General features: G+C 61.5%; 23 protein-coding genes. 8 read left to right on the top strand and 15 right to left on the bottom strand.

Features of this window, described 5'->3' with window-relative positions; translation table 11 throughout:
• Nucleotide 1 precedes the first annotated feature (1 nt).
• The 10 genes from INHI_RS0110075 to INHI_RS0110030 all read right to left on the bottom strand — a co-directional run bounded on the left by INHI_RS0110075 (nt 2) and on the right by INHI_RS0110030 (nt 9,920).
• A complete protein-coding gene (locus INHI_RS0110075) occupies nt 2-808 on the bottom strand; it encodes an ABC transporter permease (protein WP_014874267.1) in 807 nt (268 codons plus the stop codon).
• The gene (locus tag INHI_RS0110070; protein ID WP_076619744.1) at nt 805-1,686 is read right to left on the bottom strand and encodes an ABC transporter permease; all 882 of its coding nucleotides are present in this window, start codon (nt 1,684-1,686) and stop codon (nt 805-807) included. The genes INHI_RS0110075 and INHI_RS0110070 overlap by 4 nt, the downstream gene beginning before the upstream one ends.
• A 113-nt stretch (nt 1,687-1,799) precedes the next feature.
• A complete protein-coding gene (locus INHI_RS0110065; RefSeq protein ID WP_014874269.1) occupies nt 1,800-2,510 on the bottom strand; it encodes a transporter substrate-binding domain-containing protein in 711 nt (236 codons plus the stop codon).
• 37 nt (nt 2,511-2,547) lie between these two features.
• Complete coding sequence (locus INHI_RS0110060) at nt 2,548-3,327, bottom strand: ABC transporter ATP-binding protein (protein ID WP_014879679.1); 780 nt, start codon at nt 3,325-3,327, stop codon at nt 2,548-2,550.
• 263 nt (nt 3,328-3,590) lie between these two features.
• Nucleotides 3,591-4,376, bottom strand: a complete 786-nt coding sequence (locus INHI_RS0110055; RefSeq protein WP_014879680.1) for a phosphate/phosphite/phosphonate ABC transporter substrate-binding protein — start codon at nt 4,374-4,376, stop codon at nt 3,591-3,593.
• Nucleotides 4,373-4,813, bottom strand: a complete 441-nt coding sequence (locus INHI_RS0110050; RefSeq protein ID WP_014879681.1) for a tellurite resistance TerB family protein — start codon at nt 4,811-4,813, stop codon at nt 4,373-4,375. The genes INHI_RS0110055 and INHI_RS0110050 overlap by 4 nt, the downstream gene beginning before the upstream one ends.
• On the bottom strand, nt 4,810-5,361 hold the full coding sequence (locus tag INHI_RS0110045; RefSeq protein WP_027247563.1) for a tellurite resistance TerB family protein: 552 nt from the start codon (nt 5,359-5,361) through the stop codon (nt 4,810-4,812). Before INHI_RS0110045 ends, INHI_RS0110050 begins: the two co-directional genes overlap by 4 nt.
• A gap of 42 nt (nt 5,362-5,403) precedes the next feature.
• Complete coding sequence (locus INHI_RS0110040) at nt 5,404-5,697, bottom strand: DUF1330 domain-containing protein (RefSeq protein WP_014874274.1); 294 nt, start codon at nt 5,695-5,697, stop codon at nt 5,404-5,406.
• A gap of 265 nt (nt 5,698-5,962) precedes the next feature.
• Nucleotides 5,963-9,046, bottom strand: a complete 3,084-nt coding sequence (locus INHI_RS0110035) for a valine--tRNA ligase (protein ID WP_027247562.1) — start codon at nt 9,044-9,046, stop codon at nt 5,963-5,965.
• 436 nt (nt 9,047-9,482) lie between these two features.
• Nucleotides 9,483-9,920, bottom strand: coding sequence for an Lrp/AsnC family transcriptional regulator (locus tag INHI_RS0110030; RefSeq protein ID WP_014874276.1), 438 nt, complete (start codon nt 9,918-9,920; stop codon nt 9,483-9,485).
• A gap of 109 nt (nt 9,921-10,029) precedes the next feature.
• On the opposite strand from INHI_RS0110030, the gene INHI_RS0110025 reads away from it, so the two are divergent.
• The 4 genes from INHI_RS0110025 to INHI_RS0110005 all read left to right on the top strand — a co-directional run bounded on the left by INHI_RS0110025 (nt 10,030) and on the right by INHI_RS0110005 (nt 16,165).
• Nucleotides 10,030-11,181, top strand: a complete 1,152-nt coding sequence (locus INHI_RS0110025) for a type III PLP-dependent enzyme (RefSeq protein WP_027247561.1) — start codon at nt 10,030-10,032, stop codon at nt 11,179-11,181.
• A 121-nt stretch (nt 11,182-11,302) separates the two neighbouring features.
• Nucleotides 11,303-13,600, top strand: coding sequence for a xanthine dehydrogenase family protein molybdopterin-binding subunit (locus INHI_RS0110020; RefSeq protein WP_027247560.1), 2,298 nt, complete (start codon nt 11,303-11,305; stop codon nt 13,598-13,600).
• Nucleotides 13,578-14,765, top strand: coding sequence for a T6SS phospholipase effector Tle1-like catalytic domain-containing protein (locus tag INHI_RS0110015; protein ID WP_027247559.1), 1,188 nt, complete (start codon nt 13,578-13,580; stop codon nt 14,763-14,765). Before INHI_RS0110020 ends, INHI_RS0110015 begins: the two co-directional genes overlap by 23 nt.
• Nucleotides 14,766-15,625: 860 nt before the next feature.
• The gene (locus INHI_RS0110005; RefSeq protein ID WP_036767006.1) at nt 15,626-16,165 is read left to right on the top strand and encodes a GNAT family N-acetyltransferase; all 540 of its coding nucleotides are present in this window, start codon (nt 15,626-15,628) and stop codon (nt 16,163-16,165) included.
• 38 nt (nt 16,166-16,203) lie between these two features.
• Here the strand turns inward: INHI_RS0110005 and INHI_RS0110000 are convergent, their stop codons facing one another.
• Together INHI_RS0110000 and metF are read right to left on the bottom strand one after the other, a co-directional pair.
• The gene (locus INHI_RS0110000; protein ID WP_014879689.1) at nt 16,204-16,731 is read right to left on the bottom strand and encodes a PaaI family thioesterase; all 528 of its coding nucleotides are present in this window, start codon (nt 16,729-16,731) and stop codon (nt 16,204-16,206) included.
• A gap of 140 nt (nt 16,732-16,871) precedes the next feature.
• The gene (metF, locus tag INHI_RS0109995) at nt 16,872-17,741 is read right to left on the bottom strand and encodes a methylenetetrahydrofolate reductase [NAD(P)H] (RefSeq protein WP_027247556.1); all 870 of its coding nucleotides are present in this window, start codon (nt 17,739-17,741) and stop codon (nt 16,872-16,874) included.
• A 96-nt stretch (nt 17,742-17,837) separates the two neighbouring features.
• On the opposite strand from metF, the gene INHI_RS0109990 reads away from it, so the two are divergent.
• Nucleotides 17,838-18,743, top strand: coding sequence for a LysR family transcriptional regulator (locus INHI_RS0109990; RefSeq protein WP_014874283.1), 906 nt, complete (start codon nt 17,838-17,840; stop codon nt 18,741-18,743).
• 180 nt (nt 18,744-18,923) lie between these two features.
• Nucleotides 18,924-19,709, top strand: a complete 786-nt coding sequence (locus INHI_RS0109985) for an inositol monophosphatase family protein (protein WP_014879691.1) — start codon at nt 18,924-18,926, stop codon at nt 19,707-19,709.
• Between the two features lie 91 nt (nt 19,710-19,800).
• Here INHI_RS0109985 and INHI_RS0109980 read toward each other — a convergent pair whose 3' ends face one another.
• From INHI_RS0109980 to putA, 3 genes are all read right to left on the bottom strand, one after another.
• Entirely contained in the window at nt 19,801-20,217 is a 417-nt protein-coding gene (locus INHI_RS0109980; RefSeq protein WP_014879692.1) for a GFA family protein, read from the bottom strand.
• Between the two features lie 40 nt (nt 20,218-20,257).
• Entirely contained in the window at nt 20,258-21,034 is a 777-nt protein-coding gene (locus INHI_RS0109975) for a rhomboid family intramembrane serine protease (protein ID WP_027247554.1), read from the bottom strand.
• 86 nt (nt 21,035-21,120) lie between these two features.
• A complete protein-coding gene (putA, locus tag INHI_RS0109970; protein WP_051338997.1) occupies nt 21,121-24,564 on the bottom strand; it encodes a bifunctional proline dehydrogenase/L-glutamate gamma-semialdehyde dehydrogenase PutA in 3,444 nt (1,147 codons plus the stop codon).
• Between the two features lie 168 nt (nt 24,565-24,732).
• Between putA and INHI_RS0109960 the strand changes: the two genes are divergently transcribed.
• The gene (locus INHI_RS0109960; protein ID WP_014879695.1) at nt 24,733-25,206 is read left to right on the top strand and encodes an Lrp/AsnC family transcriptional regulator; all 474 of its coding nucleotides are present in this window, start codon (nt 24,733-24,735) and stop codon (nt 25,204-25,206) included.
• A gap of 69 nt (nt 25,207-25,275) precedes the next feature.
• Nucleotides 25,276-25,908 (top strand): tetratricopeptide repeat protein, encoded by a 633-nt coding sequence (locus INHI_RS0109955; RefSeq protein WP_027247551.1) that lies wholly within the window; start codon nt 25,276-25,278, stop codon nt 25,906-25,908.
• The last annotated feature ends 16 nt before the right edge of the window (nt 25,909-25,924 follow it).

Below are 25,924 nucleotides of genomic sequence, written 5' to 3'. Positions count from 1 at the left end.
ATCAGCGGATCAGGTTTGGCCGATAACGGATCTTGCGGCGTTTTTCCTGGGGCAGGTGGGCGTTCAGCCGGGTGTTGATGATGCCAAAGATGCCAATCACCACCAGCGTCAGCAGGATGAAATAGAAGGCCAGGATCGGGTAGGGCACGAAGGGGTTGAACGTTTTATCCGCAAAATAGCTGGCGTAGTAGAGCGCATCGCCGCGCTGTTGCCAGGCCGGGAAACCGGAGAAGAACACCAGCGTGGTCGCATGGAACAGGAAGATTGCCTCGTTCGTGTAGGAGGGCCACGCCAGTCGCATCATTGTTGGCCACATGATTCGGCGAAAGCGGGGCCAGCCGGACAGCCCATAGGCATCTGCGGCCTCGATATCGCCCTTGGGGATCGACCGCAGCGCGCCGTAGAAGATTTCAGCGGAATAGGCGGCTGTGTTGAGGATCAGCACGATCAATGCGCCCATCCAGGCCGCCGACAGCGGATTGAAGATTGGCGAGACCGACTTCAGTTGCAGGAACAGGAAGTAGGCAAAGAAGAACTGGATGAACAGCGGCGAGCCACGGAAGATGAAGATGAACCATTCCGCCGCTTTGCGCAGCGGTGTGGAGGTGGAATTCTTGGCCAGCGCCACGCCATTGGCGATGACAAAGCCGACAACGACAGCAATGGCGCCAAAGTAGATGTTCCACAGCATGCCGGAGCCGATGAGCACAAACTGGTCGCAGAGGGTAAAATCACTGCGGGGCAACATGCGTTCGCCAAGCCCAAGCGAGCGTAGGCCATAGTCCTGAAGAGTCTGGAAACAGCTCATGACGCTTTCCTTTGGGCTTCGCCTGCCAATGTGGCCTGACCATGGGACAGACGGGTGCGGATGCGCTCCAGCACCACCTCGGAGAGTTTGGTAAAGGCGAGGTAGAACACCAAAAGGCCGAGGAAGTACCACATCCGCCAGTCGCCATGGGGGTAATCGGTAAAGCGGGCGGTCTTGGAGCCGCCAAGCTCACGCGCCCAGTAGACGATATCCTCGACCCCGAGCAGGAACAGCAGCGGCGTGGCCTTGATCAGCACCATCCACAGGTTCGACAGGCCGGGCAGCGCATAGGTCCACATCTGCGGCACCAGAATGCGCCAGAAAGCCTGACGATGAGTCATGCCGTAGGCCTCGGCAGTCTCGATCTGGGCACGGGGCACAGCACGCATGGCGCCAAACAGCACATTGGCAGCAAAGGCGCCGAACACGATGGCAAAGGTCACCACAGCGAGCGAGAAGCCGTAGACCTCGTGGATCCACTGATCGGAAGAACTGAGCGGCATCTTGGCAATGTCACAGACTACAAAGTCATTGCCCTGACGCACCGGCGCGTCCCAGTCGGGGCATTTCACCTGATGGCGCAGATATTCGATGCCCTGATCCAGTGCGATCACGAAGAACAGGAAGAACGCGATATCCGGCACCCCGCGCACCACTGCGATATAGGCCTTGCCCAGCCAGGAGAGTGGCGCGAACTGCGCGCGCGCGGCCATGGCGCCGCCAAAGCCGAAGGCCAGCGCCGCCGGGGCGGTTACGGCCAGAAGCAGGAGTACCGTCCCGAAGGAGGCGTAGAAAGCAAAATGCTTGCCGGTTGTCAGGTAACAGCTCAGCCACTGGAAACCCTCCAGGCTGGCCGGATCAGAGCAAAAGGAGAAGATGGCGGGCCTCGTTCGGACAAGGACAGGTCAGGGGCAGCGATGGGGCCGGGACCGGTCAAGGGCGAAGGGGGGCATGGCGCCCCCCTTCCTTGATATCAGGATGATGCGAGGGCTCAGAACTGGCCTTCGATTTCCCATTTTTCCAGCAGGGCGTTCAGGGAGCCGTCTGCCTTCATCGATTCGATGGCCACGTCGAACTTGCCGCGCAGTTCGTCGTCGGACTTGCGGAACGCCATGCCGATGCCGTCGCCCAGCAGGACGTCGTCTGCGACAAATTCCATCTCGGTTTCGCCCACGATCGGGATCAGGAAGTCCTTGTCGGCCATGACCGCGTCCACTTCGCCGGCTTTCACAGCGGCAACGGTTTCATCCGGGGTGGGGAATTCAACCAGGGTGGCACCGGTGGAGGCGACATGGGCGGCCTGAATGGTCGAGGCCTGAGCTGCCACAACGGCGCTGTTCACATCGACATCAGCCGACATCGCCGCATAAGCGGAGGGCGACGGGCGGGTGTAGCCGGTGGTGAAGTTCACAACTTCCTTACGCTCGGCTGTGATCGACATGCCGGCGATGATGGTGTCGTAGTTGCCGGACAGCAGGTTGGGGATGATCGAATCCCAGTCGTTGGTGACCCATTCGCAGTCCAGCTCAGCGCGTTTGCACAGCTCGTCGCCCAGCTCACGTTCAAAACCGTCGACCTGACCGTCATCGTTCAGGAAGTTGTACGGAGGGTAAGCGCCTTCGGTGCCCAGACGCACAGTGTCTGCCATCGCGATGCCCGCAGTGAGGGCCAGGGCCGCGGTGCCGAGGATAAGAGATTTCATGAGGTTACTCCCGTTTGGTTAGGTTTTTTGTTGGTGGTTATTTACCGTGCCGTGTCGAGGCAAGGAAGCCGCGCAGACGTTCGGATCGGGTGCTGCCAAAGACTTCGTCCGGGCAGCCTTCTTCTTCGATGAGGCCTTTGTGCAGGAACACGATGTGGCTGGAGACATCAGCGGCCATGTTCATGTCATGGGTCACGATGATCATGGTGCGGCCTTCAGCGGCAAGGTCCTTGATCACCTTGACCACCTCCTGCTCCAGCTCGGGATCGAGGGCGGAGGTGGGTTCATCAAACAGCAGTGCCTCAGGTTCCATGCAGAGTGCGCGCGCGATGGCTGCGCGCTGCTGCTGGCCGCCGGAGAGCTGTGCGGGATAGGCATCGCATTTGTCGCCGATCCCAACCTTGGTGAGGTATTTGCGGGCGGCGTCCTCCACCTCGGCGCGGTCGCGGCCAAGGACGGTCAGCGGGGCTTCCATCACGTTTTGCAGAATGGTCATATGCGCCCAGAGATTGAACTGCTGGAACACCATGGACAGATTGGTGCGGATGCGCAGCACCTGTTTCGCATCCGAAGGACGCCGGGCAAGGCCGGTTCCGGACCAGTTGATCGGCTCGCCTTTGAAGAGGATATCACCCTCCTGGCTGTCTTCCAGAAGATTGCAGCAGCGCAGCAGAGTGGACTTGCCCGATCCGGAGGACCCGATGAGGGAAACCACATCGCCGCGGTGGGCGGTGATATCAACACCTTTGATCACTTCCAGCTCGCCATATGACTTGTGCAGGCCGCGGATTTCCAGAACTGGCGTTGTGTCGGTCAAGGTGTCTCTCGTCCAATTGTCGTTGAATTCGTCCTTATTGGACCGAAAAAAAGCGCGGATGCAACGTGCAAACCGAGAAGGCACGCGAGGAAATTGGCATTTTGGCGGATAATCTGATCAAATTGTCCTGGGACTGCTCACGGTCGGGGCATCTGCCGGCCTCTGTGCCAGCCCTGTCGTGTGGGTATCAGCGCCGGGCAGGTCGCGGCGCGGTTGTGAGGGCCTCCGCTCCGGGGGTAGCCGGAGCGGATAAGTCTGGTGGATCAACCTGCCGCCTGCTGGCGAATGGATTGCTCGGTCAGTACCGGGCCGAGCGGTGTCGGGACCGCCAGATAGGCGCCCGGTGAGATCTCGCATACACCCTTCAGGTGCAGGGCTTTGCGGTGCTCATCATCCAGAGTGGCGACAGCCTGCGCGACGGCGGTGCGGAGGGGGGCCGGATCACGGGTACTGGCGGTGATCAGCGGCAGACCCGGCGTCGACGGTGTGCGCGCCACTTCAATCAGATCTTTGGCCCAATCGTCATGTTCCTGCATTAAGGTCCAGCTGACAGCATCAAGGGCGGCGAAATCGGCGGTTCCTTCGGCCACTGCACGGGCGGAGGCGATATGGCTGCCGGATTGAAACAGGCTGCCGGGGAGGAGCGAGAGGTCGCGCAGATGCAGCATTGGCGCGGCCCAGCCGGATTGTGACAGCGCTTCATTATAGGCAAAGCTGCCGCCTGCGATCGCTTGCAGGCTATTTCCTGCACGGTTGCGATGGGCGATGAAGACGCTGTTGTAGTGCCCCGGCGGGCAGTCCGCGACGCCGTGATCCAGTGTGGTGACCAGATTGACCTGCTCATAGAGACGGGTGCGGTAGGGCAGGCCGCAGGTCTGTGCCAGCAGCAATTTCGAATCGGACCAGATCGACCAGAGGTCGCCGCCACGGGTGAGGGTTTCCGGCGCGTCGATGGAGGCCGCCGTCAGCTCGTGCCGGATCGCCTGCCACAGCGCATCAAGGGCAGGGGCGGTTTCGGGGCGGTCATACATCGCCAGACTGGCGATCATGAGCTGGCCTCCGCGCGTTGACGGGCACGGGCGCTGTCGACATCGCTTACCCCCAGGAGGCTGGCAGACAGGCGCAGAAGCGCGTCCTCGGCCGCGTCACGCTTGCCATCGGCCAGCACCACCTGCCACAGGGCTTCGACCACGGCCATGCGGTTTTCATACGCAACGGCGTCCTTGATCGCGCGGGTAAACCGGACGGTGTCGGGGGCCTCGGCCTCCAGCGCCTCGGCCTGTTCGCGCAGCAGGATGGCACCCCCCAGATCGAGATCGTAGCGGGCCCGCAGGATCCGGTCGATCCGGTCGCGTTCATCGTCGGAGTAGTTGTGATCAGACCGCGCAATCCGCACCAGAAGAGCGCAAAGGGCGAGGCGCGCATCGCCATCGTCCAGCGGCTCTGGTGCCGGGGCCAGCAGTCGTCCAAGCAGTTCCTTGATCATGGCTGCGGCTCCTTATCTGACGGGTCGGGGGTGCGCGGTATCGTGGTGGCGCCCGAAAGCGGGCTTTGTGTGGTCGGCTGAGCTGCGGCCACGCCAGGCTCGGGGCCAAGCAGTTTGCCCTGCGCGCGGGCGCGGGCAGTGTCGCTGTCGGCCTTGGAGAGGCCCATCGCTTTGCGCGCGTCCTCTACGATCTTCATCTCTCCGGGGTGTTCGTGACCATCCGCCAGCACCACCTCCCAGAGCGCATCCAGCGCCGCGAGCCGTTCCTCAAGCCCAGTTGTTTCGCGGATGAGGCGGCCGAACGTGTCGGTTTCCGGCGCGGCGGCGTGCAGTTTCTCACAGGCGGCACGGACCTTTGCGGCCTCAATCGCGTCGTGCTGATAGAGGCGGGCCAGAATACGGTCGATCAGGCTTATCTCTTCCAGCTGGTAGTCGCGATCCGATTGCGCCACCCGCACCAGAAGCGCGCCGAGCGCCAGCTCGGCATCGGGGTCCGGCTGGGCGGGGGTCTTTTGCGGTCGAAAGACCTGAAACAGTTTCTTCAGCATGGCACTATTCTACCCTTGAGCGCGTCCAGAACCAAGCGGGCCCTAGTCGCCGTAGCCTTCGATGATTTCCATATCGCCGGTGGAGACCGGATCGCGCAGCGCCTTGGCCTGCTGATAGGCGACGGAGTCGTAACAGGCCTTGGCGGTGGCAAAATCCTTGAATTCGATCACCACGGTGCGGGCGCGGGTTTGGCCTTCGCGGACCTCTTTGGGGCCACCGCGGATCAGGAATTTGGCGCCGTATTCGGCAAAGGGGGCCGCATTGGCTGCAACATAGTCCTTGTAGCGGTCCATATCGTCAACGTCGACATGGGCGACCCAGTATCCTTTGGGCATGGGGGGTCCTTTCTGGCGCGGATATCAAGCTGTTGGCACAGGCTGATACAGAACCGGGGCAAAGGCAATGACCGCATTGTGCGGTTTTTCCCCTTATGCGGAAGATTTGACGGGAGTGTTCAGCCAATGGGCCGATTTGTGCAGATTGAGCGCTGATGCGAGGGCATCATATGGCGCCGCGCCAGCGGTCTGCGGCGCCGTCAAACGCGCGGTTTCGGGGCAAGCCGGTCATGATACCAGTGGCTTGCCCCGTTATTGTGGATGATCAGCCGATCTCGGCCAGGCGCGCCAGCGCTTCCTTGATCTTGGCTTCTTCTTCCTCGCGCAGGCGCAGGTTTTCGCGGGCTTCGGCGACGACCTCCTCCGGGGCGGAGGCGGCGAATTTGGGGTTGTTGAGACGTCCGCGCAGGCCGCCCAACTCCTTGGCCAGCTTGCCCAGGGTCTTCTCCAGACGCGCCTTTTCGGCGTCCACGTCGATGACATCCGCCAGCGGCAGACCGAAGGAGGCACCGGGGGCAGCGACGCTTGCGCAGCCTTTGGGGAAGGTGTCGACCTGCTCCAGCGTGGTGATGCGGGCCAGTTTCTGGATCATCGCCTCATTCTTCTCCCAGGCGGCGCGGGCCTGATCGGAGAATTCTGTCACCACCATCGGGATCTTGGCCCCGGCGGGCACATGCATCTGCGCGCGGGTGGAGCGGATGTTCTCGATCGCGGTGATCACCCAGTTCATTTCGGCGTCCGCATCGGCGTTCACCAGTTCGGTGCCATAGGTCGGCCAGTTTTCATGCACCAGCATGTTCGCACGCTTGGCAGTGTTGCCCCACAGCTCCTCGGTGATGAAGGGCATGATCGGATGCAGGAGGATCATGCACTGATCCAGCACCCAGCCGAGCGTCTGCCGGGTTTCAGCGATCACCGCCTCATCCTCGGAGCCGAACAGCGGTTTGCTGAGTTCGATGTACCAGTCGCAGACCTTGCCCCAGACAAAGGCGTAGAGGCCGAGGGCCGCGTCGTTGAAGCGGTAGGCCTCGAGGGCGGCGTCCACTTCCACCCGGACCTTGGCGGTCTCACCGATGATCCATTGGTTCACGGCGGCCTTGGCATCGGGGATGTCATAGGCGGGGGTGGCAGGATCATAGACGGTGTTGAAATGGGCGAAGTTCACCGCATTCCACAGTTTGGTGCCAAAGTTGCGGTAGCCCGCAATGCGCTGCATATCGAGCTTCAGCACGCCACCAAGGCTGGCCATCGCCGCATTGGTAAAGCGCAGCGCGTCGGCGCCGTATTCGTCGATGATCTCCAGCGGGTCGACGACGTTGCCGGTGGATTTCGACATCTTCTTGCCCTTGGCGTCGCGGACGAGGCCGTGGAGGTAGACGGTGTCAAACGGGATGCGCTGTTCGACCGGCAGATCCTGATCCAGAACCGCCAGCTGCATCATCATCATCCGCGCAACCCAGAAGAACAGAATGTCCTGACCGGTGACCAGGGTCGAGGTCGGGAAGTATTTTTCCAGTTCCTCGGTCTGCTCCGGCCAGCCGAGAGTGCCAATCGGCCAGAGACCGGAGGAGAACCAGGTGTCCAGCACGTCGGGATCGCGGAAGAGTGGCGCTTTACCTTCTTTGGCAAGTCTCATCGCTTCATCTTTGTCCGCTGCAAAGACAACATCTTGGTTCCAATGGCCGTAATGAGCTTGCGCTTGCTTTAGAACATCTGCCTCGGAGGTGCCGCAGAACACTGCGAGCCCTTCCTTGTGATGGTGCTCCATTGATGCCTTTGCTGCTTCCCGATCTTTTACGAAAGTATTGCAAAGGTGTTTCGGGCCATACCAAACCGGGATCTGATGACCCCACCACAGCTGGCGCGAGATGCACCAGGGTTCGATGTTCTCCAGCCAGTGGTAATAGGTCTTCTCGCCGCTTTCCGGCAGGATCTTGACGGTGCCGTCTTTCACCGCATCCAGCGCCGGGCCGACGATCTTCGCCGCGTCCACGAACCACTGATCGGTCAGCATCGGCTCAATCACCACTTTGGAGCGGTCGCCAAAGGGCTGCATGATTGGCTTGTTCTCGACGTAGGGCACGGTTTCGGAGACTTCGCTCTCGTTGCCGTCCTCATCCTTTACAGTCTTGGTCACGGTCTGCATCACGGCCAGACCTTCGGCGGTGATATCGGCGATCACGCGTTTGCGCGCCTCGAAACGGTCCAGGCCACGGTATTCTTCCGGCACCAGGTTCATCGCGGCGATGCTGGCTTCGGTGAATTCAGCCTCACCATTGGCGATGGCTTGTGCTTTGGCGGCCTCTTCTACATAGGGCGCGCCGTCGCTGCGCATATTCGCCTTGGTGTCCATCAGGTTATACATCGGAATGCCGCCGCGCTTGGCGACCTGATAGTCGTTGAAATCATGGGCGCCGGTGATTTTTACGGCACCTGAGCCGAAATCCTTGTCCGGGTATTCATCCGTGATGATCGGGATCAGGCGGCGCTGCGCCTTGGGACCTACGGGGATTTCGCAGAGCATGCCCACGATGGGGGCGTAGCGTTCGTCCGAAGGATGCACCGCCACCGCGCCGTCGCCCAGCATGGTTTCCGGGCGGGTGGTGGCGATGGAGATATAATCGCGCTCTTCCTCCAGCGTGACGTTGCCGTCTTCGTCTTTCTCCACATAGGTGTAGGTGGCCCCACCGGCGAGCGGGTATTTGAAGTGCCACATGTGGCCTGCGACCTCGATATTCTCCACCTCAAGGTCGGAGATCGCGGTTTCAAAATGCGGGTCCCAGTTCACCAGCCGCTTGCCGCGGTAGATCAGGCCCTTGTTGTACATCTCCACAAAGACCTTGATGACGGCGTCATGGAAATTCGGGGAATTTTCGTGTCCGGTGCGGGTGTCGCCCTGCGCGCCCGCCATGGTGAAGGCGGTGCGGTCGTAATCACAGGAGGCACCGAGACGCTTCAGCTGGTTGATGATGGTGCCGCCGGAGTGTTCTTTCCACTCCCAGATTTTCTCCAGAAACTCGGGGCGGGAGAAGTCGGTGCGCTTTTTGCCTTCCTTAGCCAGCTCACGCTCCACCACCATCTGGGTGGCGATACCGGCGTGGTCGGTGCCGGGCTGCCAAAGCGTGTCAAACCCCTGCATGCGTTTCCAGCGGATCAGGATGTCCTGCAGCGTGTTGTTGAAGGCATGGCCCATGTGCAGGACGCCGGTGACATTCGGAGGCGGGATCATAACGCTGTAGGTTTCGCTGCGCTTGGCATTTGCGCCCGCGCGGAAACAGCCTGCTTCATCCCAGGCCTCGGAAAGCCGGGCTTCAGCTTCGGCTGCGTTAAATGTCTTGTCCATCGCCATCGGAATGTCCTGCCTGCGTATCTATCTGATCGGGTCATCCCATACCGAATGGTGCGGCAAAGGGAAAGTCTCGATAGGCGGGCCTGCCAACGGGGGGACGGTATGGATCCTGAGAATATCAAAAATAATATGGAACGATCCCGGCGATAACGACGTTTTAAGGTTAATCCTGCACGGTGAGTGGTGGGGATATCGGGATGCAGATGACAGTGAGTGATGTCGCGCCCGATCAACCGGGGTGGAGTTCCAAGCCGCCTTTGTCCACTGGACCTCCCTCGGGTCCTGTTCGCCGATGCCTATGGTTTTAAGCCGCCCGGGCACCCTTGATGCGGATACCGCAGGGGTGGCCGGGCGCACGAGTTTTTGCGACATGAATATTGCAGCAGGCGTGTCAGCTGGTCAGCCCTTCGTGTGCAATCTACTGGCGCGGGGCTATCTACTGGCCGGTGCGGTCCAGTTTGGTGGCCAGATGGATCAGGCTCTCGGAGGAACGCACGCCGCGCGCCTCGCCGATGCGATCAATGGTCTCGTCCAGTTCGGTCGTGGTCTGCGCCACCACCTGCGCCAAGAGGTCAAAGCGTCCCGAGGTGGTATGCACCACTTCGACGCCCGGCAAACCGCGCAGTCGGGCCAGAACCTCCGGGCCAGAGCGCGGTTCAATCGAGATCAGCACCGTTGCCTGCAGGGGCGGGCGCGCCTGCGCCGAGGTGCGCAGCGTATAGCCGCTGATCACGCCGGAACTTTCCAACCGTTCGATCCGCGCCTGAACGGTGGTGCGCGCAAGGCCCAGACGCCGCGCCAGATCTGCAACCGGGCGGCGGGCGTTTTCCCGCAGGAGCGTCAGGAGGTTTTGGTCGGTTTCGTCGGTCTGCATGTCTGGCCTACGTTATGACGTTATTTTTCGTCACTATAGGCAAAGTGACGAGCGGAATCGACGACGTTTTGGCGGAAACTGGTAAAAACACCAAATAAGGTCGATATCCATGCAGCAGATCCCACCTCTCTGGCTTTCCCCTGAAACCCATCTGGCGCGCAGTACACCGGATCACCCGATCCTGTATTTCTCGCCGCGGGTGCTGCATGAGGTGGCGAACCGGTTTCAGCACGGGTTTCCGGGGCTGGTGACCTATGCTGTGAAGGCCAACCCGCATCCGGCGGTGTTGTCCAATCTGGTGGCAGCTGGGATCACGGCTTTTGACGTGGCCTCGCCTGCGGAAATGGACGCGGTGCGCGCGGCCAGCCCGGATGCGGTGATGCATTACAACAACCCGGTACGTTCGGATGTGGAGATAGCGGCGGGCATCGCCCATGGTGTGGCCAGCTGGTCGGTGGATGAACCAAGCGAGCTGGACAAGCTCGCGGATGTGCCCAAGAGCTGCGAGATCGCGGTACGCTTTGCCCTGCCGGTGGCGGGCGCGGCCTATGACTTTGGCAGCAAGTTCGGGGCCGAGCCGGACATGGCGATAGAGCTGCTGAAGCGGGTGGCGGCAGAGGGCTGGACGCCTGCGCTGTGTTTCCACCCCGGAACCCAATGTGAGGATGAGAGCGCCTGGGTTGAATATGTCCATGCTGCCAAGCGCATCATCGACGCCGCAGGGGTGAAGATTGCACGGTTGAATGTCGGCGGCGGCTTTGCCGCGAACCGCGATGGTGTGGCGCCTGATCTGGAAAAGGTCTTTGCCGCGATTTCGGCTGCGGCAGAGGCGGCCTTTGGTGCGGAGCAACCGGTGCTGATCTGCGAGCCGGGGCGGGCCATGGTATCTGAAAGCTTTACCCTGGCGGCGCGCATCAAGGGGATGCGCAAGGCCGGAGAGGTGGTGTTCCTCAATGACGGGATCTATGGCGGCCTGGTGGATATTCGCGATATGGGCCTGCCGGGGCGGGTCGAAGTGGTTGCCGCTGATGGCACCCGCCGGGGGGCAGATGCCCAGCCGCGTGTGGTCTTTGGCCCCACCTGTGACAGTCTGGACCGGCTGCCGGATGGGCTGCCGTTGCCGCGCGATACGCAGATTGGTGACTACGTGCTGTTCCCCGGTCTTGGCGCCTATTCCTCAGCCATGAGTACGCAGTTCAACGGTTACGGGCTGTCTGACGTGGCGACGGTGATCGAGCTGTCTGGACAAGCGCGCCCTTAAGGCTACTGTCGCTTCTGACGGGATCAATTGGCGCGGCGCGCAGGGCATATACCTGCGCGCCGCGTCTCTGCGTTTGCCATGGGCAAAACGGGTCCAGCATATCAGTGAGGGCAGGGTAATGATGGACAAATTCGGCAAGAGCCAACCAGTGCGGCGGGTTGAAGATATACGGTTCCTGACCGGACAGGGGCGCTACCTTGAAGATGCCGCTCCCGTCGGCGCGCTGCGGGCCTGGGTGCTGCGCAGCGCGGTCGCCCATGGCACCATCACCCATCTGGATCTGGACATGGCCCGAGAGGCTGAGGGTGTGCAGGCCATCCTGACGCTGGCCGATCTGGAGGCCGCAGGCATCAATGTGGGCATGGATGGCGCCGTGGTGGACAACCGCGATGGCAGCAAGGGATCTGCGCCGGAACGCCCAATGCTGGCCCGCGACCGTGTGCGGTTTGTCGGTGAGCCGATTGCGGTGGTGATCGCCGAGACGCTGGAACAGGCCCGTGATGCGGGTGAGATGATCGAACTGGATATCGACGATCTGCCGGCCAAGGTGGATCTGGCAGCGGGTGGTGAGCAGCTGCACGCGGAGGCGCCAGACAACCGGGCCTTTGACTGGGGCATGGGCGATGAGGCGGCGACTGAGGCTGCCTTTGCCTCGGCGGCACATCGCGTGGCGCTGCAGGTTGAGGACAATCGGATCATCGTCAACACGATGGAGCCGCGCGGCTGTTTTGCCACTTGGGCCGAGGGCCGTTTGCAGTTCACCTACGGCGGGCAGGGCGTCTGGGCGATGAAAAAACAGCTCAGCGACAAGCTGGGGCTGGCATCCGAGGCCGTGCATGTCACCACGCCGGATGTCGGCGGCGGCTTTGGCATGAAGGCGATGCCGTATCCTGAGTATTTTGCCGTGGCCCATGCCGCGCGCCTGCTAGGTCGGCCCGTGTTCTGGATGTCGGATCGCAGCGAGGCGATGCTGAGCGACAATGCCGGGCGGGACCTGACCTCGCTGGCGGAACTGGCCTTGGATGCGGACCTGCGCATCACTGGCTACCGGGTCCACAGCCACTGCAACCTTGGCGCTTATAACTCGCATTTCGGCCAGCCGGTGCAGACGCAGCTGTTCAGCCGGGTGCTGGCGGGGGTCTATGATATCGACACCACTTGGCTGCGGGTGGAGGGGATCTACACCAACACCGCGCAGGTTGATGCCTATCGCGGTGCGGGGCGCCCCGAGGCGATTTATGTGCTGGAGCGGGTGATGGATCATGCCGCGCGCGAGCTGGGGGTTGACCCCTGGGAGCTGCGGCGACGCAATTTTATCCGCGCGGATCAGTTCCCGTACAAGACCGCAACGGACGAGACCTATGATGTGGGCGATTTCCACCACCTGCTGGCGCGCACCGAAGAGGCCGCGGATCTGGCTGGCTTCGCGCAGCGCAAGGCCGCTGATGCGTTGCGGGGAAATTTACGGGGCGTTGGCCTGTGTTACTATATCGAAAGTATTTTGGGTGATCCTTCAGAAAGCGCGGAAGTCGCCTTTGAAGAGGAGGGTCGGGTGAGCATCTATGTTGGAACGCAGAGCAACGGTCAGGGCCATGAAACGGTCTATGCACAGTTCCTTGCGGACCAGACGGGCATCCCTGCCGCCGATATCACTGTGGTGCAGGGCGACAGTGACCGGATTGCCCAAGGCGGCGGCACCGGCGGATCGCGATCTGTCACCACTCAGGCCAATGCCACGCTGGCGGCAGTTGATGTGATGATCGAGGCTTTCACTCCCTTTTTGGCAGAGCAACTGGGCGTGGAGCCTGCCTCTGTCACCTTTGATGGCGAGCAGTTCAGCACGCCGGGCAGCAATCAGCGGCCAACGCTTGTAGAGGTTGCTGAGATGGCCCGTGCACAAGGGCGTCACGAGCTGCTGCGTCACACGGCACGGGCCAAGCTGCCGGGGCGGTCGTTTCCAAACGGTGCCCATGTTGCCGAGATCGTGATCGACCCTGAAACCGGCGTCAGCCATGTGGACCGCTATACCGTGGTCGATGATTTCGGCAATCTGATCAACCCGCTGCTGGCCGAAGGTCAGGTGCATGGCGGTGTGGTGCAGGGGCTGGGGCAGGCCCTGCTGGAGCGGGTGGTCTATGATGCCGATGGGCAACTGCTCACAGCATCGTTTATGGACTACGCCTTGCCGCGTGCGGCGGATGTGCCGATGATTGACGTAGGCTTTGCGCCGGTGCCGTCGACCCAGAACCCGATGGGCATGAAGGGCTGCGGCGAGGCCGGGACCGTGGGCGCGCTGGCAGCGGTGGCAAATGCCGTGCAGGACGCGGTCTGGGATCGTGGCGTGCGGCAGGTTGAGATGCCTTATACACCACTTAGACTATGGGAAGCATTGAGGAATGTCGCTGACGCAGCTGAGTAAGAGGATCCTGGGATGGCTGGGGCGCCCGCTGCGCTCCGAGCATTCTGCAGAGACCAAGCTGCGCGGGCCGCAGGCCCATCTGATCATTCTTGATGGCACCATGTCCACACTGGAACCGGGGCATGAAACCCATGCTGGCATGGTCTACCGGCTGTGTCAGGAGGTGGGGCCGCAGGTCTCTGTCTTCTATGAGGCGGGCGTGCAATGGCAGAGCTGGCGCAAGACCACGGATGTGATGATCGGGCGTGGCATCAACCGTCAGATCCGCCGCGCCTATGGGTATCTCGCCTCGCGCTACCGTCCGGGGGACCGGATTTATCTCATGGGCTATTCGCGGGGCGCCTATGCGGTGCGCTCGCTCGCAGGGGTCATCGATGAGGTGGGGCTGCTGAAGGCCGAACATGCCACCGTACGTAATATCCGCACCGCGTATCGGCATTACCAATGCGGCAGCGCCTCCGCCAGCGGGCCGGGCAAGACGCAGGCGCGGCAGACGCCGGATAGACCGGACACCGGTGAGACGGAAGACGCGGGCGTTACTGCACAGGCGGCGGCGCAAACCGGGGGCTGTGTCGCCTCAGCCTTCACTGAGCGCTATTGCCACCGGGATGTAGAGATTGAGATGGTCGGCGTCTGGGATACCGTAAAGGCGCTGGGCCTGCGGTTGCCGCTGTTGTGGCGCTGGGCGGAGCGGCGGCACGGATTTCATAACCACCAGCTGGGCAAACATGTAAAAAACGGTTTTCACGCGCTGGCGCTGGATGAGACCCGTCAGGTCTTTGCGCCGGTTTTATGGGAATGCCCCGACGGCCACGATGGCAAGGTGGAGCAGGTCTGGTTCCGGGGCAGCCATGGCGATGTGGGCGGGCAGTTGGGCGGATTTGAGGCGGCGCGGCCTTTGTCCAATGTCTCGCTGGTCTGGATGCTGGAACGGGCCGAAAACTGCGGGCTGCCGCTGCCGCGCGACTGGCGAATGCGGTTTTCGGTTGATCCGACCGCGCCTTCGGTCGGAACCTGGCGGGGCTGGGGCAAGATCTTCCTGATGCGCGGCAACCGCCGGGTCGGGCTGGACAGCAGCGAGCGATTGCACAGCAGTGTGGGGGCCAATATTACCGACAAACGCCTGGCGCAGTGGCAGTCGGAACTGTCCAAAGTGGCGCGCTAGGCAGCTTGGTCTGAGCCTTGGATGCAGTGTGGTGTTAGGGCGGTTAGCCGGAGACGGCCGCGCGCTTCCGCATGGGTAGAACCACCCTGAGCGATCCCAATTACCTTGATGAAGCCAGGGTCGGACGGGCTTTAGATCGCTCCGTTAGTGAGCCTAGCCGGTTTGCAATGCACTATCGTCATGGCCTGCCGCAAGAAGATTGCAGCATGGCCGGTAGGAGAGAGGCCGCAGGATGTAGAGTGTCGGAGGATACGGGTCGTCGTGCCGCCGGTGAGGTTGTTATTGGCGGAAGAGTGCTGGTCGGTTCTCCGGCTCACGCGCAAGGTGTGGATGTCGTATAGCGGCTGAATACCCAGCCCTTTACTTGATGTCCTTTCTCAATGAACCTCACTTTGAGCCAGCCAAAGGTTTTCCCATGGATCCATAGCTTTTGGTGCATGTATCTCTGTGTGACTTTTTGTAAAGTCAGTGCCAGGGCCATCGCGGACTGCCAGGAAATCGTCCCTTTGGGGGTTGAGACCGGATACCAAAACGCACCCCAAGTTTTCATCTTCCAGCCATGCGCTGTCTTCGTTGATGAGTATGGGGAGCAGAAATGCCACGAATAGTTGGACGCTAACCAATCCTGCGAGGGATACCGAGGATGGGCGGATTTCAAAAGTGGTAGGGTCGCTATGAGGGTCACGGCGACGATGCCCAGAATACGAAAGGGAGCTGGAGTCCCTCTTAATAATTCTAATGCGATATTTACATCGTTCCACGATGAGTGATCTCATTGTAGGCTACGGTTTAAAGGTTGATTGTAGCTTAAACAGCAGTTTTTCTCTACACCTACTGATTGATTGAGCGGGAGGTTAGGCATGAGAAGCCCAACTTCATATTGTTTGGAACCGGCCGCAATCCCGCACCTGTTTATCCGTCCGATGGATTCTGTAGCCGAGATTGATCTGGTCGCCACCTGTTATCGCGATGCGCCGGACTATTGGTTGCTGGTCGAAGGGGTGTTGCCCGGGCGGGATAAGGCTGAGAGATCCTTCACTGACGGGCCGCCGGGCTGCGATCCTGCGCAATCTTACCGACTGGGACTGTTTCTTGAGGGACGGTTGTCAGGGCTGGCGGAGCTGTCCTTTGGCTTTCCCGAACCGCAGGATGCTTATCTTGGCCTCATGGTGCTGGGGCCTTGGGCGCAGGGGGCGGGCTATGGTCGACGGTTTCTAGCTCATGTGGAGGGGCTGGCGCGGGAGAGGGGGGCTGCGCAGACCTTCCTTGCCGTCGTAGAGGCTAACGCGCGCGGTCGCGCCTTCTGGGAGCGGGAAGGCTTCAAGCCGACCGGGGTGAGCGGCAAGATGCAGTTTGGTCAATGTCATCACCGTTTGCATCGGTTGGTAAAACCACTCTGAGGTGCTGTGCCTCGGGGGCGATGTCTGCGCGGGTATGTTCAGGGCGTGGTGATCTGCATGACGATGCAGGTGGTGGAGCCGGTGGCGTAGAGACGGCCATCGACAACACCACGCAGTTCACCATGGGCGACACCGGTGGAGCGCCCGACGTGATCGGTCAGCCCGATACATTCGATTTCGGTGCCCAGCGGGATCGAGCGCAGAATATTCACTTTGAATTCCAGCGTGGTATACACAGACCCCTTGGGCACGCGGGTCATCACGGCGCAGGCCATGGCGCTGTCCAGCAGGGTGCCGTACCAGCCGCCGTGGACTGTACCCATTGGGTTGGTGACAGCAAATTCAGGTGTGCCGCGAAAGGTGACTGTGCCCGGCTCCACGCTGTACAGGTGATAGCCGAGGGTCTCGCCTATGGGCGGGCCGGGCAGGCGACCGTCCAGAATGCTCTGCATGAATTCCAGCCCAGAGATCTGAGTGATTTCCTCGGGTCGCAAAAGATCCTGTGGACCGGCGGCGCGGCGGGGACGTACGGACGAGGTGGGGGCGTGCGAAATGGGTGAAGACATGCGGCCATCCTGATATTGCGACATAGTACGACAGGACCAACACAGTATTCGTGAATTGGTCGCGACGACAAACGCCCCCACCAAAAACAGCAGGGGCGTCAGGATTAGAGGCTAGGAGCGCAGAGGCCGCAGAGCAAGCGCTACGCCACGTTCTCCAGCGAGACATCGGGCGTGATGCCAAGCGCAAAGCAGACATCGCGGGTCAGCTCTGGCCGGTTCAATGTGTAAAAGTGCAGCTTGTCGACGCCGTTGTCCATCAGGTCGGAGCAAAGTTCAGTGCACAGGGCGGTGGCAAGCAGATCTTCGCGCCCGTCGCGGATCGCCTTGTCAAAGGCATCGTCGATCCAGGCCGGGATGGTGGTGCCGCAACGTTTTGCAAAGTTGCGCGCGCCCTTCCAGTTTTCAATCGGCAGGATACCGGGGGTGATGCGGCTGGTGTCGATCCCGGCCTTGGCACAATCATCGCGGAAGCGCAGGAAAGTATCGGCCTCAAAGAAAAACTGGGTCAGCGCTTCATCTGCGCCGGCGTCCAGTTTGCGCTTCAGCCAGTCTACATCCGCACGGGCGCTGGTGGCTTCGGGGTGGCGATCAGGGTAGGCGCCGACACGGATAGAGAATTGATCGCGTTCGGCGAGTGCGGCGATCAGTTCAACCGAATTGGCGTAGCCCTCGGGGTGGGGTTCGAACCCGGCGGCGCCTTTGGGCGGGTCGCCGCGCAGGGCCACGATTTCGCGCACGCCTGCCTCGGCGAACTGGTCGGCGATTGCCAGTGTCTCGGATTTGGTGGCATTTACACAGGTCAGATGAGCCGCGACATTCAGGCCGGAGGAGTTGTGCAATGTCGCCACCGCCTCCCGTGTGAGGTCACGCGTGGTGCCACCGGCGCCATAGGTGACCGAAACAAAGCGGGGGGCCAGAGGGGCCAGCGTCTGCACCGTGTCCCAAAGCCGAAATGAGGCCTCCAGCGACTGCGGCGGGAAGAATTCAAAAGAGATGTCAGGGGTCGTCATTTTAAAAAGCGCTCCGCATGATTTCATCTCTTGTTGCATACGGGCTATTGTGAAACAATTTCATAATACTCAAGAACAACATGAGCGACACGATAGATGCACATCGAATTCCGACATTTGCGCACGATCAAGGCAATCCATCAGGAAGGCGGGTTGGCGCGGGCGGCGGATCAGCTGAATATCACCCAGAGCGCGCTCAGCCATCAGATTAAGGGGCTGGAGGATCAGGCGGGGGTGGAGCTGTTCCTGCGGCGCTCAAAACCGATGAAGCTGTCGGCGGCGGGTCTGCGACTGTTGCGGCTGGCGGATCAGGTGCTGCCGCAGGTGGAAGCGATGCAGGCGGAATTCTCTGCGCTGCGGGATGGCAATACCGGGCGGATGTATATCGCGATTGAGTGTCACGCCTGTTTTGAATGGCTGTTCCCGGTGCTGGAGGGGCTGCGTAAGAACTGGGCGGATGTGGATGTGGATATTCGACCGGGCCTTGCCTTTGATGCGCTGCCTGCGCTGCAGAAGGAAGAGGTCGATCTGGTGATTTCCTCCGACCCGGAGGTGCTGCCGGGAATCGAGTTTATTGAGCTGTTTGACTACAAACCCGTCTTTGTTGCGTCGGCGCTGCATCCATTGGCGGAGAAACCGCATATTGAGGCCGAGGATTTTCGTGGTCAGACCCTGATCACCTATCCGGTGGACAAGGCGCGGTTGGATATTTTCAGTCAGCTGCTGACCCCGGCAGGGGTTGAGCCTGCGCATATCCGGCAGGTGGAGCTGACGGCGGTGATCCTGCTGCTGGTGGCATCGAACCGGGGTATTTCGGTGCTGCCCGACTGGGTAGTCCGGGAGGTGAAATATTCCTCTGACTATGTGACACGGCCCCTGACCTCCAAGGGGATTACCCGCAGGCTTTATGCGGCGATCCGCAGTGAAGATCGTGAAAAACCCTATATGCAGGAGCTGATCCGACTGGCCAAGGTGGAGGCGCGCAGGCTGCAACAGCAGTAGCGCGCGAACACTGGCGGTGGCGCAGGGGGCAGAGCAGGGCGCACCCATGCGCCAGAGGCATAGCTCTCATGTGTCGTGCTGGTGCGTTCAGGCCCCTATTGGGCCTTGGCAAGCGGCAATCAGGCGCGTATAGGCACGGTTTGACCGACATCTCCCCCTTTTTGCTCAGGAGTCTTTCGCATGATTGGCAGCGCAAACCTCAACATCATGATCAAAGCTGCCCGCAAGGCGGGGCGGTCGCTGGTCAAGGATTTTCGCGAAGTTGAAAACCTTCAGGTGTCGAGAAAGGGGGCAGGCGATTTTGTCTCCAAGGCCGATATCGCTGCGGAAAAGATCCTGAAAGAAGAGCTGATGGGGGCGCGCCCGACCTATGGCTGGCTGGCCGAAGAGGGGGGCGAGGACGAAGGCGTAGATCCGACCCGTCGCTGGATCGTCGACCCGCTGGATGGCACCACCAACTTTTTGCACGGCCTGCCGCATTGGGCGATTTCCATCGCTCTGGAGCATAAGGGCAAGGTTGTGGCTGGTGTTGTCTATGATGCCGCCAAGGACGAGATGTTCTTTGCCGAGAAGGGCGCTGGGGCCTGGATGAACGACACGCGGATCCGTGTCTCTGGTCGTCACCGCATGATTGAATCGATTTTTGCCACGGGTCTGCCCTTTGCCGGGCGGTCTGATCTGCCTGCGACTCTGCAGGATCTGGCGCGTCTGATGCCCGCATGCGCAGGTGTGCGCCGTTGGGGGGCTGCGGCGCTGGATCTGGCCTATGTGGCGGCGGGCCGCTACGAGGGGTATTGGGAACGTCGGCTGAACGCTTGGGATCTGGCGGCTGGCATCATCATCGTGCAGGAGGCCGGCGGGCTGATCGAGGCGGTGAATCCGGAGGATGATATCCTGACCTCCGGAGAGGTGCTCTGCGCCAATGAGGCGATTTTTGACGGCTTTGCCAAGGTGATCCGGGACTGATCCGGTCCAATAGCAGGTTTTGAAACGCGGCCCTTGGGTCGCGTTTTTTGTTTGCGGAGGCTGTCTTAGGGGCTGGCGACGTCGCTTTTGCCTATTGGTCAGACGGGTGGTTCACGCCGTCGTGCCAGGGGATCTCACCATAGGTTTCGGCATGTTGGCGGGGGTTTCCCCCGTCGATGCAGCCCAGATTGATGCCGCATTCTGCCGGATCGGAACGGCGCTGATGATAGACGTAGATGCCGCAGGTCTTACAGAAATAGTGTTTCGCCGTATGGCTGCCCCAAGTGTAAAGGCTGAGGTTTTCCGCCCCTTTGAGGATGGTCAGACTGGCGGTCCGCGCGGTGACAGCCGCAGCGCCCCTGCGGATGCAGAAGGAACAATTGCAGCGGCTGGCAGAGGCGAGGCCGCGGGGCAACTCGGCTGTGATTTCAACCGCGCCGCAGTGGCAGCTGGCATGGCATGTTGTTAGGCCGTCAGTGGCGGCGGGTGCGGGAGTGTCTGGGGTCATTGAGGCTGGTCTTCCCTGCAGGGTGTGAGGTGGTCCATTGTTATCGGTCCCAGGGGCTGTTTCTGCGATCATCGCTGGCGGATTTACGGGCCACGCGGGGGATACGACTGGTGGAGTAGCTGACCTCGGGGTGGGGCGGCTGTCCGTGGGTCTTGCCCCAGTAGGCAGGACCGCCCCGTCGCAGCCAGAGCGGGACCGTCAGCACCAGTCCGACACCAAAGCCGCCTGCGTGGGCCCAATAGGCGACACCGCCTGCCTGTGGGTCTGAGCCGATGCCGCCCAGGAATTGCATCCCCAGCCAGACACCGAGCATGACAAAGGCCGGGATCGAGAAGACGCGGAAATAGATAATGAGGATCAACAGGATATCAACGCGGGCACGTGGAAAAAGCAGCAGATACCCGCCCATGACCCCGGCAATGGCGCCGGAGGCGCCGACCAGTGGCACCAGTGAATAGGGGGCGCTGGCCACATGGATCAGCCCGGCGCCGATGCCGGAGACTAGGTAGAAGGCAATAAACGGGACATGGCCCATCTCATCCTCCATGTTGTCGCCAAAGATCCACAGAAACAGCATATTGCCGCCGAGGTGCATCCAGCTGCCATGCAGGAAAGTGGACGTCAGCAGCGTCTTCAAGTCGTAGCCTGATGTCACCTCCGCCGGGAGCAAGGCGTAGGCATTGTAAAGCGCGGTCAGGCGGCGCGGGCTATCGTAGCCAAAGTAAGTCAGCGCAAAGATCGCGACATTCGCGCAGATCAGCGCATAGGTGACATAGGGCGTGCGCCCGGACGGGTTGTGGTCACGAATTGGAAACATGGTGGAACGCTGGGCCGAATGTGGCCCAGCGTCAAGAGGTTACCCGCGCGTCTCCTGTGCGGGCGTCATCCAGACCGGCGTGCGGATTAGCCCATGCCACCAAGCAGCGCTGCGTTGCCGCCCGCGGCAGTGGTGTCCACGCAGACATGCCGCTCGGCCTGGACGCGGGCCTTGTCGGGCAAGCCAGGGATCAGCGGCAGGATCGGGCCATTGCGGCGCGCCAGCCAGCTTTCAATCTCGCGTGCGGTGGTCTCGCCTCCCCACCAGATCACGCCGGATGTGCCTTCCATGGTCAGCAGTTGACGCATGTCCAGCGGGCCTGTTGCCTCAATCGCGGTGCCGCCAAGGGCGTGAACCGCACGGGCCTGTGCCACAACAGCCTGCGGTCCCGGCCCAAGGCACAGGAGCGGCGGACGCGCGAGCTGCGACAGGCGGTTGGATTCACCGGTAGGGCCGGGCAGGCTGGTGGTGATCTCCTGCATAGGCTGGCCGGTTGGTGCGGGAAGCATGGTCATAGCAGGGGCATCCGAAGGCCAGCTGTCCTCGCTTTGCTGCCGGTCGGGCGCGCAAAAGCGCATCATGTAGAAGGGGCCGCCGGCCTTCGGGCCAGTACCGGAGAGGCCTTCGCCGCCGAAGGGCTGGCTGCCGACAATCGCGCCGATCTGGTTGCGGTTCACATAAAGGTTGCCCGCGTGGATCCGGTCGCAGATGTATTGCACACGGTCATCAATCCGGGTGTGCAGGCCAAAGGTCAGCCCATACCCGGTGGCGTTGATATCTCTGATGATCTGGTCCAGATCCTGCGATTTGAAGCGCACCACGTGCAGAACCGGGCCAAAGATCTCCTGTTCCAGCGCCTGAATACCGGTGATTTCGATCAGGGTTGGCGCCACGAAGGTGCCGCCTTGCGGGGCGGTCATTTCCTTCAGTACGCGACCCTCTGCACGGGCGGCGTCGATATGGGCCAGAATACCAGCGCGGGCGGTCTCGTCGATCACGGGGCCGCTGTCGGTGGACAGGTTCCAGGGATCGCCAAGGTGTAGCGCATCCATCGCGCCTTTGAGCATTTTCAGTACATTGTCGGCGATGTCTTCCTGAAGATACAGGCACCGCAGGGCGGAACAGCGCTGACCTGCCGACTGAAAGGCGCTTTCGATTATGGACTGCACAGCCTGTTCGGGCAGGGCGGTGCTGTCCACGATCATCGCGTTCAGCCCACCGGTCTCCGCAATCAGCGGCGCGCCTGGGCGAAGATGCTCTGCCATAGCGGCGCGGATCTTGAGCGCGGTGGCCGTGGAGCCGGTAAAGGCCACGCCGCCGACACGTGCGTCAGAGGTGAGGGCGCCGCCAACAGCGCCGGCCCCCGGCAGCAGTTGCAGCGCGCTGCGCGGCACGCCTGCCTCATGCAACAGCGAGATGGCACGGTGAGCAATCAACGGTGTCTGTTCGGCGGGTTTGGCCAGAACCGCATTTCCAACAGCCAGAGCCGCAGCAATCTGGCCAGAGAAAATCGCCAGCGGGAAGTTCCAGGGTGAAATACAGGTGAAGACACCAACCGGCACCTCCGCCGGGATACGGGCGGCGTAGTAGCGCAGGAAATCCACCGCTTCGCGCAGTTCGGCCACGCAATCGGGTAGGGTTTTGCCCGCCTCGCGGGTCAGCAGCGCGAACAGCTCGCCATAATTGACCTCATAGAGGTCGGCGGCGCGGTTCAGCACCTCGGCGCGGGTTTCAGCACTGGCGTTCCAAGGAGTCGCGGCGCTGAGCGCGGTCTCAATCTCGGCCTGACCAGCGGTCTGCACGCGGCCCACTGTGGTCAGGTCGGCAGGGTTGCGCACCGGCTCATCTGTGGTGGTTGCGGTCGCGGGCGCCTTGGCCAACAGCGGCTCTGCAGCCCAGCTGTGGCTCTTCCAAGGCGCGCGGGCGGCGTCGATGGCCGCCAGCGTGGGCGCGTGGCCCAGATCAAACCCCATCGAATTGGGCCGCTCGGGCTGGAACAGGTCGGGACCCTTGCGCAGGTTTGCGGTCAGATCCTCGACCTGAGCGAAAGGATCGGCCGCGACCACCTCAGGCGGGACATTCTCATCCACGATCTGGTTCACAAAAGAGCTGTTGGCGCCATTTTCCAACAGGCGGCGCACCAAATAGGCCAGCAGATCGCGGTGGGCGCCAACCGGCGCATAGATCCGGCAGTGGGTCTGGTTCTGCTCGAGCACCATATTGTGCAGGGTCTCGCCCATGCCATGCAGGCGCTGAAATTCATAGGCTCCCTTGTCCGTATCCTTGGCCATATGCAGGATGGCCGAGACCGTGTGGGCGTTGTGGGTGGCGAACTGCGGATAGATCCGGTCGGTCATCGACAGGAGTTTGCGGGCGTTGGCGATATAGGACACATCGGTCAGGGATTTGTGGGTGTAGACCGGGAAGCCGTCAACGCCTTCAACCTGCGCGCGCTTCACCTCGGTGTCCCAATAGGCGCCTTTCACCAGACGCACCATCAGGCGGCGGTCATAGCGGTTGGCCATGTCATACAGCGCATCCAGCGCCGCGCTGGTGCGCGGGCCATAGGCCTGCACCACGACGCCAAACCCGTCCCAGCCTGCGAGAGCGGGATCGGAGATCACTTCGTCAATGACCTCAAGCGACAGCGACAGGCGGTCTGCTTCCTCGGCATCGACATTGAGGCCCATACCGGCTGCCTTGGCCAGAAGGGCCAGCGCTTGCAGGCGGGGGACCAATTGCTCCATGACGCTGGTTTCCTGCGCCAGTTCATAGCGCGGATGTAGGGCCGAGAGTTTTACCGAAATCCCTGGATTCTGACGGATATCCACGCTGTTGCAAGCTGCCGCAATGGCCGAAATCGCCCGTGAATAGGCCAGATGGTAGCGGGCGGCGTCCGCTTCTGTGCGGGCGGCCTCTCCCAGCATGTCGTAGGAATAGGTATAGCCCTTGGCCTCCATTCCGGCGGCGCGTTTCATGGCGCCTTCAATGGTCTCTCCCAGTACGAACTGGCGGCCCATTTCCTTCATCGCGCGGCTGACAGCTGTGCGGATCACCGGCTCACCCAGACGTTTCATGGCGCCGCGCAGGGCAGAGACGGGGCTGCGTTTTTCGTCAAGCACTTTGCCGGTCAGCATCAAGGCCCAGGTCGAGGCATTGACCAGAGAGGAGGTGGATTTGCCCAGATGCTTGCCCCATTCCGACGGCGCGATCTTATCCTCGATCAGCGCATCGATGGTGTCCGCGTCAGGTACCCGCAGCAACGCTTCCGCAAGGCACATCAGGGCAACGCCTTCATCGGTGGAGAGACCGTATTCGGCCAGAAAGACTTCCATCAGGCCGGGGGAGGAATGGCCGCGGATGTCGCGCACCAAAGCGGCTGCATTGGCGCTGATGGTGCTGCGGTCTGTCGCGTCCAGATTGGCAAGCGCAAACAGCTGGTCCCGCATCTGGGCCTGATCAACATAGGTGCCTGCATCAATGCGATAGCGCAGGGCATCGCTGTACTCCGGGGTCGGCGCAGAAGGCATGGCGGGCGTGGTCTGGGATTGGGGCGCGGTCATGTTGGAAACTCTCCGAAAGAACCATGGGCGATGCCCAGGTTGGTCGTTTCACGCATGATATCGCGAAACGATTGGGACAAACGGCCAAAAATGTGGGATATGAAGTGCAATAGGCTAAAAAGAGGTGAGTTTTCGATGCAAATGGACTTTCCGGGAATGGATCGGTTCGATCAGGCGATTCTGGCCGCATTGGGCGAGGACGGGCGCATGTCGATCGCGGATCTGGCGCGGCGCATTGGGCTTTCGAAGACACCGACTCAGGCGCGGCTGCGGCGGCTTGAGGCAGAGGGCATCATCACCGGCTATCGCGCTTTGATCGATCCCATTCGGTTGGGGCTGGATCATGTGGCGTTTGTCGAGGTGAAACTGACCGATACACGCGAGGCAGCACTGGCGAAATTCAACGCGGCCCTTGCGCGGGTGCCCGAGATCGAACAGGCCCATCTGATGGCCTCGCATTTTGACTATCTGCTGAAAGTTCGGACGCGATCCATGTCGGCCTATCGCGCGGTGCTGGGCGAGAAGATATCGGCGCTGCCGCATGTGGCGTCGACCTCTACCTATGTGGCGATGCAGGCGGTGATTGAGGACAGCGCGGTGCTGCCGTGATTGGTATGTCGGGCGGATGCGCGCGAAATCGTGACTTGTCCGGTGGGAGTTTTGCGCCAAGATTGGACGATGCGACAGTTCTGGATTGCCCCGTTTCTTGGTCTTTGTTTCGCTGCGGCTGCGCCCCTCGCTCAGGCAGAGGGGGCAGGGCAGGCGCCGTCACACGCTGACAGTGCAAGCTGCCCGACGGCGCCGGATCATCAGGGCGCGGTAGACCAGCTGATCGGCCGTGTGCAGGCCGCCCCGGATGAAGCGTCAGCGCAGCAGATCTCCAATCAGTTCTGGCAATATTGGGCGGATGCCCCGAACGCTGAGGCGCAGGCCTTGCTGGATCGTGGGATGACCCGGCGCTCGGCTTTTGATTTTTTTGGGGCTTTGGAGGCTTTTGATCGGCTGGTCGCCTATTGCCCGGATTATGCCGAGGGCTACAATCAACGCGCCTTTGTCCACTATCTGCGGCGGGATTTTGCGGCAGCCCTGAGGGATCTGGACCGTGCACTGGACCTGTCGCCACGCCATGTCGCAGCCTTGAGCGGCCGGGCGTTGTCACTATATGGTTTGTCGCGTCTGGATGAAGCGCGCGAAGCATTGGATCAGGCCCTGTCGCTGAATCCCTGGTTGCCGGAGCGGTATCTGGTGGCGCCGGGTGGACCGCTGGCACCGGAAGATGCGGACGCCGCCATGCCAGAGGTTGAGCTGTAGGCCTTAGCGCGGCGGC

Origin of the sequence: Phaeobacter inhibens DSM 16374 (assembly GCF_000473105.1) — a bacterium.
Classification (GTDB): domain Bacteria; phylum Pseudomonadota; class Alphaproteobacteria; order Rhodobacterales; family Rhodobacteraceae; genus Phaeobacter; species Phaeobacter inhibens.
The sequence above is the reverse complement of the archived record's forward strand: the minus strand, read 5'-3'. Positions and strand labels throughout refer to the sequence as shown.

What these genes read in the sequence shown, in the direction of transcription:
- INHI_RS0110075 (WP_014874267.1), bottom strand. Translation starts at nt 808, where the DNA reads ATGAGCTGTTTCCAGACTCTTCAGGACTATGGCCTACGCTCGCTTGGG.
- INHI_RS0110065 (WP_014874269.1), bottom strand. Translation starts at nt 2,510, where the DNA reads ATGAAATCTCTTATCCTCGGCACCGCGGCCCTGGCCCTCACTGCGGGC.
- INHI_RS0110055 (WP_014879680.1), bottom strand. Translation starts at nt 4,376, where the DNA reads ATGATCGCCAGTCTGGCGATGTATGACCGCCCCGAAACCGCCCCTGCC.
- INHI_RS0110050 (WP_014879681.1), bottom strand. Translation starts at nt 4,813, where the DNA reads ATGATCAAGGAACTGCTTGGACGACTGCTGGCCCCGGCACCAGAGCCG.
- INHI_RS0110045 (WP_027247563.1), bottom strand. Translation starts at nt 5,361, where the DNA reads ATGCTGAAGAAACTGTTTCAGGTCTTTCGACCGCAAAAGACCCCCGCC.
- INHI_RS0110040 (WP_014874274.1), bottom strand. Translation starts at nt 5,697, where the DNA reads ATGCCCAAAGGATACTGGGTCGCCCATGTCGACGTTGACGATATGGAC.
- INHI_RS0110035 (WP_027247562.1), bottom strand. Translation starts at nt 9,046, where the DNA reads ATGGCGATGGACAAGACATTTAACGCAGCCGAAGCTGAAGCCCGGCTT.
- INHI_RS0110030 (WP_014874276.1), bottom strand. Translation starts at nt 9,920, where the DNA reads ATGCAGACCGACGAAACCGACCAAAACCTCCTGACGCTCCTGCGGGAA.
- INHI_RS0110025 (WP_027247561.1), top strand. Translation starts at nt 10,030, where the DNA reads ATGCAGCAGATCCCACCTCTCTGGCTTTCCCCTGAAACCCATCTGGCG.
- INHI_RS0110020 (WP_027247560.1), top strand. Translation starts at nt 11,303, where the DNA reads ATGGACAAATTCGGCAAGAGCCAACCAGTGCGGCGGGTTGAAGATATA.
- INHI_RS0110015 (WP_027247559.1), top strand. Translation starts at nt 13,578, where the DNA reads ATGTCGCTGACGCAGCTGAGTAAGAGGATCCTGGGATGGCTGGGGCGC.
- INHI_RS0110005 (WP_036767006.1), top strand. Translation starts at nt 15,626, where the DNA reads ATGAGAAGCCCAACTTCATATTGTTTGGAACCGGCCGCAATCCCGCAC.
- INHI_RS0110000 (WP_014879689.1), bottom strand. Translation starts at nt 16,731, where the DNA reads ATGTCTTCACCCATTTCGCACGCCCCCACCTCGTCCGTACGTCCCCGC.
- metF (WP_027247556.1), bottom strand. Translation starts at nt 17,741, where the DNA reads ATGACGACCCCTGACATCTCTTTTGAATTCTTCCCGCCGCAGTCGCTG.
- INHI_RS0109990 (WP_014874283.1), top strand. Translation starts at nt 17,838, where the DNA reads ATGCACATCGAATTCCGACATTTGCGCACGATCAAGGCAATCCATCAG.
- INHI_RS0109985 (WP_014879691.1), top strand. Translation starts at nt 18,924, where the DNA reads ATGATTGGCAGCGCAAACCTCAACATCATGATCAAAGCTGCCCGCAAG.
- INHI_RS0109980 (WP_014879692.1), bottom strand. Translation starts at nt 20,217, where the DNA reads ATGACCCCAGACACTCCCGCACCCGCCGCCACTGACGGCCTAACAACA.
- INHI_RS0109975 (WP_027247554.1), bottom strand. Translation starts at nt 21,034, where the DNA reads ATGTTTCCAATTCGTGACCACAACCCGTCCGGGCGCACGCCCTATGTC.
- putA (WP_051338997.1), bottom strand. Translation starts at nt 24,564, where the DNA reads ATGCCTTCTGCGCCGACCCCGGAGTACAGCGATGCCCTGCGCTATCGC.
- INHI_RS0109960 (WP_014879695.1), top strand. Translation starts at nt 24,733, where the DNA reads ATGCAAATGGACTTTCCGGGAATGGATCGGTTCGATCAGGCGATTCTG.
- INHI_RS0109955 (WP_027247551.1), top strand. Translation starts at nt 25,276, where the DNA reads ATGCGACAGTTCTGGATTGCCCCGTTTCTTGGTCTTTGTTTCGCTGCG.